8 protein-coding genes are annotated in these 13,189 nt (G+C 55.5%); 4 read left to right on the top strand and 4 right to left on the bottom strand.

Going from position 1 to position 13,189, the window contains the following annotated elements; all coding sequences use genetic code 11:
- Positions 1–109: 109 nt before the first annotated feature.
- Entirely contained in the window at positions 110–643 is a 534-nt protein-coding gene (locus tag B5D61_RS22305) for an RNA polymerase sigma factor (RefSeq protein ID WP_078815659.1), read from the top strand.
- Positions 636–2,204, top strand: a complete 1,569-nt coding sequence (locus tag B5D61_RS22300; protein WP_078815658.1) for a LamG-like jellyroll fold domain-containing protein — start codon at positions 636–638, stop codon at positions 2,202–2,204. Before B5D61_RS22305 ends, B5D61_RS22300 begins: the two co-directional genes overlap by 8 nt.
- A gap of 91 nt (positions 2,205–2,295) precedes the next feature.
- Here the strand turns inward: B5D61_RS22300 and B5D61_RS22295 are convergent, their stop codons facing one another.
- From B5D61_RS22295 to B5D61_RS22280, 4 genes are all read right to left on the bottom strand, one after another.
- Positions 2,296–5,574, bottom strand: a complete 3,279-nt coding sequence (locus B5D61_RS22295; protein WP_078815657.1) for a PVC-type heme-binding CxxCH protein — start codon at positions 5,572–5,574, stop codon at positions 2,296–2,298.
- 159 nt (positions 5,575–5,733) lie between these two features.
- Positions 5,734–7,191 (bottom strand): efflux transporter outer membrane subunit, encoded by a 1,458-nt coding sequence (locus B5D61_RS22290; protein WP_078815656.1) that lies wholly within the window; start codon positions 7,189–7,191, stop codon positions 5,734–5,736.
- Between the two features lie 255 nt (positions 7,192–7,446).
- A complete protein-coding gene (locus B5D61_RS22285) occupies positions 7,447–9,852 on the bottom strand; it encodes an Ig-like domain-containing protein (RefSeq protein WP_078815655.1) in 2,406 nt (801 codons plus the stop codon).
- 52 nt (positions 9,853–9,904) lie between these two features.
- Entirely contained in the window at positions 9,905–10,918 is a 1,014-nt protein-coding gene (locus B5D61_RS22280) for a hypothetical protein (protein WP_078815654.1), read from the bottom strand.
- 320 nt (positions 10,919–11,238) lie between these two features.
- Here B5D61_RS22280 and B5D61_RS22275 point away from each other — a divergent pair, with 320 nt between their 5' ends.
- Together B5D61_RS22275 and B5D61_RS22270 are read left to right on the top strand one after the other, a co-directional pair.
- Positions 11,239–12,240: an AAA family ATPase gene (locus B5D61_RS22275; RefSeq protein WP_078815725.1), complete on the top strand. Its 1,002-nt coding sequence runs from the start codon at positions 11,239–11,241 to the stop codon at positions 12,238–12,240.
- A 51-nt stretch (positions 12,241–12,291) separates the two neighbouring features.
- Positions 12,292–13,185, top strand: coding sequence for a DUF58 domain-containing protein (locus B5D61_RS22270; RefSeq protein WP_078815653.1), 894 nt, complete (start codon positions 12,292–12,294; stop codon positions 13,183–13,185).
- Positions 13,186–13,189: the final 4 nt, after the last annotated feature.

Raw genomic sequence — 13,189 nt, 5'->3', positions numbered from 1 at the left:
GATCGACTTCCTTCCTGCAAGCTTTTCATCTTTCGAGCTCTCGATGGAACCTGATTTCTCGGACTTTGTTGTCCGGTTTCCTCGGTTCTTGTGAGATAGTCCGAGAAGCATGAATCGTCACGAAACCCAGGCCGCCCAGATTTTCCTTGCCCATCACGACTTCGTGAAAGGCGTGGCCCTAAAGTATGCGCCATGGCCGGGCTTGATGGAAGACATCACCCAGCAGGTGTTTCTGGAGTTCATGGCCAAGGAAGAGCGCTGGGATCTGGAAAAAGATGTCCGCCCCCTGCTGGCCACCATGACCCGCCACATCTCCATGCGACTATGGAGAGATCGCACTCGCTCACGACCTGAGGTGGTGCAGAAGCTGGCGGATCATATCCGGCAATTGGCAGAAGAAAGCGACCTGCCGCCTCGCTACGAGGAGGAGATCGGCGTGCTGCGTGGCTGCCTGCAAAAACTTCCCGACAAAAGCCGTGAACTCATTCAACTCTATTATTACCGCGACATCTCAACTCCTGAGATCGCAGGCCAACTCGACATGAAAGCGGACACCGTCTGCCGTGCGCTTTCACGTGTGAGAGATAAACTCAGGGAATGTATCCAGCGGCACATTCAACAAGGAGGTCCAGCCCATGTCTGAATCCTCGACCGATCTTGAGGTGCTGATTCAACGCTACCTGGAGGACGCTCTGACCGAAGCGGAAGCTGCCGACTTGCTGGCGCTTTTGCAGAAAACCGAGCCTGGAGCCCATGAGTTGTCGCAGCGTTTGCTCCAGCATCTTTCGATGGATGCGATGTTGAGGGAATCCAAAGCTGCCATGGCTTCTGTGCCAGAGCTTCTGCCGCTCCCTCCCCTCCACAAAACGAAGCCCCGTGCTCGATTTAGCCTGAGCACGCTCGCCTCGGTGGCTGCGCTGGCCGCTTGTATTGCGCTGGGGCTTAACTGGCTCTTGGTCACTGAAGAAAGCCGTACTGAAGACGATGAGGCCACCACGAATGCCGTGGCTGTTCTGGCCCGTGCGGTGAATCTGGAATGGGAGAGCGCTCCTCATGCCCCGGGTAGCCCACTGACACCCGGATGGTTACGCTTGCGGTCAGGCTTGGCTCAGATTGAGTTTTATCAAGGAGCGCGAGTCACCTTGGAAGGCCCTGCCGCATTCAGGCTCGTTTCTTCCAGCGAGGCTTTTTGTTCGGCAGGTCGCCTCAGTGCCCATGTGCCGCCTCAAGCCAAGGGCTTTCGGATTGATACGCCCCGAGGTGCCATTGTCGACCTGGGCACGGATTTCGGGTTGGACATGAATTCACCTTCCGCCGAGTTGCACGTTTTCAAAGGGGAGGTGGAGTTGCATGCTTCGGGACTGCCGATGAAACCTTTGCGAGAGGGACAGGCCATCACGCTGGATCAAGCTAACCGCCCGTTGACCGCCAGTCAGGCCGCGTTTGCTTCCCTGGGACAGGTGGATGAACGCACCGCTGAATCGCAAAGAGAAGCATTTGAAAACTGGCTGGTGCAGAGCCCTCTGTGGAACTCAGATCCTTCGCTGCTCATTCGTTTCGACTTTCAGGATCGGAGCGACACACGATCCCTGCGCAATCACGCCCAACAGGCCTCGAATGTTCCCGCTGGCAGCATCGTGGGGTGCGATTGGACAGAGGGCCGCTGGCCTGGGAAGCGGGCCTTGGAATTTCGTAACGTCAGCGACCGTGTCCGGCTGATCGTGCCTGGAGAATACCCCGCGCTCACCCTGAGCGCCTGGATAAGGGTGCATGGCCTTGACCGTGCGTTCAACTCGCTCTTCATGATCGAAGGTTATGAAGACGGAGCCGTGCACTGGCAGATCACTCGGGAAGGCAAGCTACGGCTGGGCATCGCCGGTCGTGGAGGAAAACCCTCACGAGACCATGATACACCGCCTTTATTCACGCCCGAACGTTTTGGCCAATGGGTGCATCTGGCCACCGTCATCGATCCGACAGCTCAGCAAGTGAGGCACTACATGAACGGCGATCTCGTCGCCTCCGTGCCTATCGCTCATTTGTTTCCCGTGCGCCTCGGTATGGCCGAATTAGGAAACTGGAACGACGACGGCCGCCGCGACCGCGTGGCCATCCGTCACTTTAGCGGAGCCATGGATGAGTTCATGCTCTTCTCGCGCGTTTTATCCGACAAGGAGTTAGGCCAACTCGCGCAAGTGAAGTAGTCCGGTATTTTGACACTTCACACGGCATGATCAATGACCCGCATTCATCTGCTGAGCAGATGAATTTCTTGCCGTCACTTAACGAGTAGGATCAGTGCTCGTCATCCGCCTTCTTCGAGTTCTTCGAAGAAGATTTCTTCGGCTTCAGGCCGCTCAGATAGGCCACGACATCACGCACCTCACGCGGGGTCAAAATCCCCAGCATCGGGGGCATCATGGAGATGGGCGGAGTCTGCATGCTGATCTCACTGCGCGGAATCTTTTTCTCGGTGCCATCGGCTAGCCGAACCGTGACAAAGCCTTTGTCTTCCTTAGCCAATGCTCCCGCCACATTGGAGCCATCTTTGAGCGAGACCGTCACAAGGCCATAACCCGGCACGATCTTCGCCACGGGATTGACAAGGGACTCCAACAACTCCGCCTTACTGCGCTGACCGCCGATGGTCTTCAGGAGAGGGCCGACTTGGCTGCCTTCTTTTTCTTCCACCGTATGACAAGCCAGACAATTCGCCCCCAGGTGATTGGTCACGATATCACGGCCATTTTGGGTATCGCCACCCTCCACGAGATCATCTCGGGGTGCGGTCGTGCGGCTCTGCTGATAGGATGCCAGTCGGGTGGCCAATTCCTCATGGTTTTGAGCAGCCTCCAAAGTGTCCAGCTTCAGCCCCGGCTCGACCTTGCCCGCAATCAGTCGCTGAAGCCAGTTGTCGAGGAGATCGGAAACGGCTTTGCCTTTCGTGTTGCCCAACAGTTTCATCGCGGCTTGTTTTTCCACCAGACTCCCCTGCTCCAAGACACGCGAAGCATCTGCGACAGCCTTGACGGGCTCATGATCGAAAGCCTGCTGTAGGGCCTCGATCCGCAATTCCACTGGAGCCGTTTTTTCCCCAGCGAGCTTCAAGGCCTCTGCAAATGCCGGACTCGCCGAATGCTGAGACGACATCAGTTTCAAAGCACCGACGCGCAATTCGGGCTTGGCCTTTGCATCGCTAATGATGGACTGTAACGCTGGCGCGGCCACATTCAGCGAAAGCTTAATCATGAGCTCGATGGCTGCCGCTTTAAGATCGGGATTGGCCAGCGTCAGCAAAGCTTGCACTTGCGGCTGAACCCCATCGGCCACGGTCTCCACATCCCGTGGTGCATAGGTGCGATAAACTCCATCCACACGATCCAACACCGGAGGCTGAGTGAATACCAGGAGCGACTGGAAAGACTCGATCGAAAGAGGTTGATCCGCCAAGGCATGCTTCATGAGGCGTGCCACATTGTCGGCCTGACCTAACCGCAAGTTTGCATTGATCACTCGACGTAAGGCAGCCTCGGCCAGGGTCTGGGGCTCATCCAGCAGAGCAGCTAAGGCTGGCAATGCCTCCGGAATACCCTGATCATCATGGATAGCACGTGCAGCCTCGGTGACCACAGCAGGATTGGCATCATCAAGGAACTCCGCAGTCAACGGTGAGCGCTGACGGCTCAGTGCCAGCACTGCGGCCACTCGCAGATTGTCTGACTCGGCACTGGTCTGAGCAGCCAGGATCTCAGACTTCACACATCCGGCTAAACCTGTCACGACGGCATGCCGTAGCCAAGCATCTCCAGCATCCTGAATCGCCATTTCACGCAGCGCCTTGGCTGCGTCCTCAGTGGTGATCTCCAGTTTCCCAGCCGCAATCGCTGCATGAAAACGCACACGCGGTGAAGATGAAGCCAGAAGCTTGAGAATCCCCTCCTGGCTAGCCTCGCTCGCTTGCCCCTCACTCAGTACCTTGGCCAGTTGAGCCTGCACTTCGGGGTCGATTTCGAGCTTCAGGATCGCCTGAAGCGGCCCATCATCCACCTGCCCTCGGCGGAAACCGATGCCATATCCCCAGATGCCATGAATGCGAGCGAGTAAGGAAGCCTTCACATCTCCAGCGACCTTGGCCAGAGTTTTCCACTCGGCTCGTTTAGCCAACTCCAACTCAGCCCCCACACGAACACGCTGGTCGGCATGGCCTAACAAAACCTGCAAATCGTTGAGGCTGCTCTGAGCAAAGCCTGCGTTCAACAGTTCACCTGTGCGCTGACGCTCGGGGTGCTTCTCGGCCTTATCTTCATCCACCGACCACACCGCGCCCTTTTCATCCAAAGGATACCCGCCCTCCCAATCGGCCATGTAGAAACTGCCGTCTGGCGCCCAACTCATGCCGATCCCCATGATACCGCTATTGATCAAACGCGCTGGATTCATCTCAAAGGTCGCTCCTTTCGGCGTCACGGTAAAAGCCTCCATCTTACCGGAAGGGAATTGATTCAAAATGAAATGGCCCCGCAGGTGCTTGCCCAAAGCGGTGCCCGGCTCGTGCAGGAATCCTGCGGGCCCATTGGAGTAGTTGGCCATGGGCGGCGTGATGAATAGCGGCTGCTGCGCACCTGCCTGCCAGATGTTTTCACGCATCCAACGGCTCTCCATCTTCATGTATTGATGATTGCAGCGCCAGCCACTGTCACTGCGCTCGGTGATGTAAACGAAGCGTTCTTTTTCGCCAGGCATGTCGGCATCGTTATCGACGCCAAACATGTTGCCATAATCATCGAAGGCTACCTCCTGAACATTCCGCAGGCCATGGGCAAACACTTCGAAGCCAGTCCCATCAGGCTCCACCCGCATCACGGCACCTTCATGCGGATAATACCATTTCTTGCCAGCCTTGTCGGTGACGTTCACCCCTTTGTCACCGATACTCCAATAGATACGGCCATCCGGCCCCAAGCGTGGTCCGTGCATGTCATGCCCCGCATAGGCAATGTGCATGCCAAAACCATGGGCCACCACTTCGCGAATATCCGCCACACCATCGTCGTCGGTATCTTTCAATCTCCACAAATCAGGTGCGATGGTTACATAGACCCAACCATCGTGATAGAGGATACCTGCTGCGATCCCTGTGACCTCCGTATTAAACCCCTCCGCAAAAACGGTCATCTTGTCGGCTGTGCCATTGCCATCGGTATCCCGGAGCTGGTAAATGCGCTCACTGTGCACGGTGAGGTCTTTCCAGTCGATGGAGCCATCTTTGTTGTGATCCTTCAGACTGCCACGCGGCAAGCGCATTTTCCCCGGCGCTAACTCGCGATGATAAAACGCCTTTTTATCTTCAACGCTTGTGAAACTGACATCGTCAGGAATCCACATCATATGCTCCCGGATATCCAGATCACCCACTTTTCGACGTGTGGTCGCAGCCACATACACGCGCCCCTGTTCATCGACCGAGCACGCCACTGGATCCGGAACGTTAAGATCACCTGACCAGCGATGTAAAGAAACCTCCGCGGCCACAACCGGAAGGGACAAAAAGACAAGCGGTAACAAAAAACGCATGGGTGGGAGCGAACGATCCTTCAAATCAAAAGGGATGTCCAGCACTCAAGCAGCCCAGACCGCAAGGAAAGACTCCCGCGAACTGAAATTGTTCCCGCTCACGCTGAATTTAACAGAAGCTAGCTCCTGCCTTCAATGTCGTGACCATTCTTTGAGTGCTCACTTTCCTGCGCCCGCCCAACCGCCGCCGATGGCGCGCAGCATCTGCACCGTCGCCGTCAGCCTCTGCCCATCGAGCTGTGCCAGTGTCAGACGTGTGGTCAGCACCACACGATCCGCATCCACCACCTCAAAGTAGCTGGCAAGCCCCTTGTCATAACGCAGACGGGCCAACCGACTGGTGTCTTGAGAAGCGGCGACTGCCGCTGCGACCGCAGCTCTCTGGCGTCCGAAGGCCTTCAAGTCCAGCATGGCATCCTCCACCTCACGCATCGCGGTGAGCAGGGTTTGTTTATAGCTGGCCAAACTTTCATCATAGCGGCCATACGCAGCACGCAGATTCCCCCGCAGGCGTCCGCCTTGGAAAATCGGCACGGTCAACTGTGGACCAATACTGGCTGTTCGGCTGCGCCACTCCAAGAAATCCTCCGCCCCCACACTCTCCAAACCACCGCTGCCCGTCAGACTGAAGACTGGAAAAAAGTTGGCCTTTGCCACGCCGATTTCTGCGTTGGTAGCTCGCAGTTCCTGCTCCGCAGAGCGGACGTCAGGGCGTCTCTGCATCAGATTACTGGGCAGACCAGCAGGCACACGCGGGGGCATAGGCAAACGGCGGTTTTCAGCCAAAGAGAAATTCGCGGGCATCTCTCCGCAGAGAACGGCAAGCGCATGCTCCACGCCTCCACGCTGCCTCTCGATAGCGGCTAGATCACTTTTGGCCAACTCCAGCTCCGTGCGGGCACGAGCCACATCCATTTCATTGGCTAGACCACCTTCAAATCGGGACTGCTGGAGTTTTCGTGCTTCTTCACGGAGAGAAATGGTTTCACGCAAAATCTGCTCCTGCTGATCCAGAGAAGCCGCCAAGAAGTAATTGCGAGCGACCTCGGCAGCAATGACGAGGCGTTGTGCTGCCAGATTATCCGCAGAGGCATCCTCCCGAGCACGTGCGGCTTCGACACGCCGACGCACACGTCCCCACAGATCCACTTCATAGTTAAGGCCTAAATAAGCCGTATGGCGATCACGCTCCAAGTTGGGCAAAGTGGCTCCCGCAGGCAGATTGGCACCGATGGAATTCGCTGACGAGTGCTCATAAGTGGCATTGTTTTGCAGGTTCAATTGAGGGAACCAATCCGCACGCTCCACCCCAGACAACGCACGCGCAGTCGTCACCCGAGCTTGGGCGGCTTTGAGGTCCTGGTTATTGGCCAGAGCCTGCTCGATGAGCGAAGTCAGAGTGCGGTCCTTGAACAAGGTCCACCACTGATCGGGCACAGGCAAATCAGCGACATTTGAGGCCTGTTGTTTCCAGAACTTGGGGAAACCGATTTCTGGGGACTTATAGTTCGGTCCCATCGTGCAAGAGACCATCGCCAAAGAGGCCGCACCGACGATCAAAATACGAGATGCGGGCACTTGGCCGCCCGTGTGAGTCCGAGAAGTGTTCGAGAACATGATGCAGTAAGGAAAGTCGCACTAAAGAAGTCTCAAACTCAGCCAAATAGCCTGGTCTTGAGAATAGCCCACGCGCAGAGCCACCGAGCAACGGTGACGGGAGATTCTGCCAAGGCTTCCATCAATAGCAACACGCACTACCTACGTCCCAAGCGCTTCCTCTGTCTGTGATTTCTTTCGAAATTACTGCCTTTTAGATCCATCCCGGCTTCTTTCTGCACCTTGATCAAAGTGCAGAAAGCTATTTACAACGACTCACGGTTCTGGATCTGACTCTGGCTCCGAATCGCTCAGCAGCACCTGCCCACTCAGCATTGGAGTCGTCGTAATTTTTTCCCCCACGTCGGGCAATTCAGGGAGAAGGAAGTACCCCACACGATCAAAGCTGCCATCAGGATGACGAACGAAAGTACCCTGGTAGGTGACTTTGCGAACATTGGACTTCACCGCATTGGGGATCACAAAACTGCCAGTGAAATACCCCGCGGGCTTGGAAAGCAGCTTGAAAGAAATGCTATTCGGATTGGGGTCGTCTATCCCTGCCTTGGGATTGGGTTTGGCCACCACTACTGTCTGTCCGACAGAAGTCACCTTCCTGTTCATGATGAGGAAAGAGAAAGTCTCGATATCTCCATCGGCCAAACCACCTTCAGAAAAAGAAATCCAGGCATTTTTAGCAGTCATGTCTGTTGGCCCCGTATTCACCAAACCAGCGACAATCCCACCTACGGGGGCCCCCTGATACAACCCACCTGACAAGGTCAAATTGATCTTACCGAAGCCATCTCGATAAGCCCGCTCCTTGGTGCTACCTTCTGGCTTACTCCAACTCATGATGCCCGAGAGGCCATTCAAATTACCAGTGCCTACCCCCGGAGTGGTGATTTCTGGAATCGAGACCAGAGAACCAGCTCCACCCGCCAACGCGCAATACAAGGGGATATCTCCTTGACGACCAATGATCGTGGCGACGGTAAAAGGCTTGCCATCCGCCGTCTTACCCGTGAAGCTCGCCGTGCCTTTGTTCGTCACGGTCAGAGCGCCAAAACCAGTTCCCTGTGGAATCGTTTCATCACCTTTATCCTCCTCAGGAATAGTCAAGCTGTAGGTGTAGGCCCCCATGAAAGCGGTGGGTTGATCCAGCTTCGTCCACGTATTGCGGACCCCCTTGACATCCACCCCTGATTGCTCAATTGCGGGATTACTCAAAGAACCCAGCAGTTGAAACTCCGCATACCCAGGACCTTGGCTCAGATCCAATGTCAGATTGGCCTCCAAGGTTGGAGCCCCTTTACGCAGAAACTGAATGCTGACATTGACCACAGGCTCCGAGTCTTCTTCAGTAATGGTCATATAGCCTTTGCCTGCGTAAGCCAGGGTGCCAGCCATAAGCTTGGCCGTGAAGCTGCCTTTGGAACTCGTCGTCAGGTCGATCCGCCCGCCTAGGTCTGCTGCATTATCGGAAGCACGTTCCACCCGAGCCACAAAAGTGCCGATAGCCTCCACAGGCACGGATTTGATCACAAATGTAATAGGCTGTTTAGGTCCGGTTCCGGTCGCATTTTTTGCACTGATCTGAGCGGTCTGTCCACTTTCGTAAGCCTTGCTGGGAATGCCTTTGATCGCCCCCGTCTTGGCATCCAACTTCAACCCCGCAGGTAACCCCGAGGCAATGTAGGAGGTGGGTTGGCCTTGGGGAAGGTTAGCAATTTTGATCTGATATTCGTAAGAGGTGCCGACGTAACCCACGACAGGCTCAACCTCGTCAATCACCGGAGCTTCGGGAATTGCCGGATTGATGGTGATATTGACGGTTCCTTCAGCAGAAGGGATAGTCCCGTCAAACGCCTTAAAGGTGAAGCTATCAGTGACTTGAGTGGTGATTCCAGCGTTTGCTGTATAGGTGAAAGTGCCGTTCGCGGTATCGAAATCCACACTCCCCATTGTTGGGTCGGAGACTTTCTCAAAGGTCAACTCATCTTCATCCGCATCGGTTGCCACCACTTGGCCACTGACCGTTCCGCCAGAGACCACCGTGATATTCAGATTCTCCACCTCCGGCGCTTGGTTATGATCCTGAACTTCCATCTGGAGAATCGCCACAGCCCCATCACCTAAACCATAGTCGTGCGTCTCTTCACTGACTGCACCAGCAAAGAAAGTGGCCGTAGGACGCAAAAAGACCTCCACTGGACCTGCCGGAGGACCAGAAGCAGGATCCTCAGGGAACTGATAGGGCAGTTTCGCTAACAAGTAGTTCGTCGCAGATGAACGATTATTGCCGGTGTAAAGCCATATGTAGATGTCACTGTCAGCAAACGCATTGGTCTCTCCTGGCACGGTGCTGGCACTGAGTTCGGCTTCAAAAGCGCCTGCTTCCAAATTACCCAGAGAGAAAGCACCTGCCCCAGGAGCGAAGACTTCAAAAGCCGCTTCGAGAGCCACAAAGTCTTTGGCGGCGATTAAGTCCTGAATCTCGGTGTCAGAAATCGTCATTCGGCCGATGACACCATGGCCACCATTGTCACCCACCAAGGTACCAGTGCTATCCGCAACGCCATGAACTGCGAAACCATTGTAATTCGACACCGTGATGGTGGCCGCCTGAACGACTGGTAAGCTCCAGACGATGCACGCGAGCGACAGCAAAAGCTTTTTCATAGAGGAAAGAGATTGGGGGGAAGAGGGCGACAGCGTGTCAACAACGCAACGGCTAGAAGTTACCCTGATTGAGCTGGAAACTGACGGGAGCACCACGGCGATGGATGATGTAAGCCCCGTCCGGCAAAGCTACACTTGCCTGATCTGTGGCACCACCACCTACGCGACGCCAGCCAGCCCCGACGAGACCTCCCGTAGAGTAGTAGTATTGGCTGTAGCCTTGGCCATTCCACAGCATGACGAGGTCCGCCTGATTGGAGGTGACACCACCAGTCAAACCAGCCTGCAAACCTGAATTGGCGAGCGTCCGCCCTTCCGAAGAAGGGGTATCACCTCCAGCATTCACCGGGCACAAATTAGCCACGAAATTATTACCGGTCTGTAAATCCACCACGGTCTTCCCTGGTTTGACCTGACCGACAAGCACCACCGATTTGGCTGATCGTGCAAAAATCGCGAAGCCGCCGCCAAATTTCAAGGGAGTGGAGGCTTGGTCTGTAGTCCCCTGCCCGACTTGACGCCAGCCAGTGCCCTGTGCTCCGCCAGTGGAATAAAAATACTCATCGAAGCCGGAGCCATTGGGAACCTGAATGAGATCCGAATCCGCAGGCGTCGTGCCAGCAGTCAATCCCGCTGAGTTATCTGCCCCAAAAACCTCGGCCAAAGTCCACAGCTTCCAAATTTTCACGGTCGCCCCATCAGCCACACCCTCGGGAACGGGCTGTGACAAGACGATCTCATTACCGGTGGAAACCGTGTCCACTATGACGCTCGTGAATCCCAAACCCGCGCCTTCACTGACGATCTCCACGATGTAGCCGGGATTGAATTGATCATCAGTCAAGGAGACCTGCGGACTCCCCTGGAGAAAGACCCGAGTGCGAACCGTACCGATATTGATCAAGCCCTGCAAATCCATGGATGGCTGCAAGGCAAACCCCATGAAATTGGTGCCTTGATTGAGGTTGAGCGTCAGAAACCCGACCACTGGCGTCGTAACCAATGTTTGCGCCATTGCAGAAACAACCAGCAGACAAGATGAGACGAAAAAGAGAAGGCGTTTCATGGTTGAGAACGATCAAATATCACGATCAGGGTTTCAGAGGCAATCTATTCTATTAGGCTCGGTTGAGAAAGTTAAGAATTTTTTTCACTGGCTTCATAGACATCGGCACCGTCTGACTCCCTCACACCAGATATCATCCCCAAAAGCTGCTTTCGTTACAAGAATCCTCAGGAAAATGTATCTTTTGAGGTGCTGACGCGCCAGAAATGGGGACTGATGTCACTGAGCATCTTGTCCTGCTTTGGATTCTTCCGCCCCTTCGAAAGAAACGGCGTGTCTCCAGCGTGTCTCCAGGTCACTCCCGCCCCATTTTCACCCCCATGTCCGATACCGCCGCTGCAGCAGCCCTCGTTTCAGCATTCAGCAATCTCAAATCCGCTCTCAGCAAACGCATCGTCGGGCAGGATGCCGTCATTGAGCAGGTCTTCATTGCCATCGTGGCCGGAGGCCACAGCTTGTTGGAAGGGGTGCCAGGCCTGGCTAAAACACTCCTGGTCAAGTCACTGGCTGACGCCATGCACCTGGGCTTCCGCCGAATCCAATTCACGCCCGATTTGATGCCAGCAGACATTACCGGCACCGAAATCATCCAGGAAGATGCGGAGACTGGGCGCCGGAAACTAGTCTTCCAAAAGGGTCCCATTTTCTCCCAGATCATCCTGGCGGATGAAATCAACCGCACCCCGCCTAAAACACAGGCCGCACTCCTGGAGGCCATGCAGGAGAAGAGTGTGACAGTGGGCCAGGAGACCTACATCCTGCCGAAGCCTTTCTTTGTACTGGCCACCCAAAACCCCATTGAGCAGGAAGGCACCTACCCCCTACCCGAGGCACAAAAGGACCGCTTTCTTTTCCTCATCAAAGTGGATTACCCCACTCGGGACGAAGAACGTGAAGTCATCGCCCGCACCACGGGAGGCGTGCAGGAGGACATTCAACCCGTCATCACGGCGGAAGAATTGCAAGCCGCCCAAGCGCTCTGCCGCAAGGTGCCGGTGCCAGATCATGTGACCGACTTCGTGCTGGATCTCGTCCGTGCCACGCGCCCTACCGAACCGAATGCCCTGCCGTACGTGAAAGAAATGCTCGGTTGGGGAGCGGGTCCGCGTGCCAGCCAGATGCTCGTGCTCGCCGGAAAGGTCCGCGCCCTTCTTCAAGGTCGCACCCATGTCACCACGGATGACATCGAAGCCCTGGCCCTCCCTGCCCTACGCCACCGCATCGTGCCCACCTTCCATGCGGAAGCTGAAGGCGTGACTGTCGACATGATTGTCAAAGAACTGATTGCCAAGGTAAAGAAACCTGAAGCCAAGGTTCTGTGACCCCCACGGCAGCCAAGGCTGCCCCTGAAAAGTGCCTAACCGCCCATTTCGATGGCCACCCTGTCCTCCATCCTCGAAGCCGAAGACATCACCAGTCTGCAGAGCCTGCAGCTCTTCGCACGCACCGTTGTGGAGGGCTTTACCACGGGCCATCACGCCTCCCCACACAAGGGCTTCAGTGTCGAATTCCGCCAGCATCGTCCTTATGTCCAGGGAGATGATATCCGCCGACTCGACTGGAAGATTTTTGGCCGTGCGGATCGCTTTTACATCCGCGAGTTCGATGAAGAAACCAACTTGAGAGCCACGCTTGTTCTCGATGCCAGTGGCTCGATGAATTACCGCGGGCAGAAAGGCGTTCTGAAGTTCGACTACGCTCGCAAACTGGCCGCAGCCATGGCCTACCTTTTGATGTCTCAGCAAGACGCCGTGGGCCTCATCACTTTCGACAGAAAGATCCGCGAGTTCATCCCGAATCGCACCCGCATCACCCACCTGCATCATGTGCTGGAGACGCTGGTTAAAACCGAGCCTGGGCAGGATACCGCGTTAGCTCCTGTGCTCGAATCCTTAGCCCAGCGGCTGAAACGGCGCGGTTTGGTTATCCTCATCAGCGATTTCTTTGATGATGCCGCAGCCATCATGAAAGCCGTGGGCGTGCTTCGCAAGAAAGGTCATGAGGTCATCGCCATTCAGTTGTGGGATCGTGATGAACTCGACTTCCCTTTTGGTCAGTGGTCACGCTTTGAAAATCTGGAGAATAACGATGAAAGCCTTCTCCTAGACCCTGCTGCGGTCCGGCTACGTTACATGGAAGTGCTGAAGACCTTCCAAGAACAGCTCACGGAAGGCTTCCGCAAGCATCAAGTGGACTACCTCAGCCTGCCTACCGATGAATCCCACACGGCAGCTTTGAGAAGTTATCTGGCATTGAGAATGAGATAAATCC

The organism is Prosthecobacter debontii, from assembly GCF_900167535.1.
Classification (GTDB): Bacteria; Verrucomicrobiota; Verrucomicrobiia; order Verrucomicrobiales; family Verrucomicrobiaceae; genus Prosthecobacter; species Prosthecobacter debontii.
The sequence above is the reverse complement of the archived record's forward strand: the minus strand, read 5'-3'. Positions and strand labels throughout refer to the sequence as shown.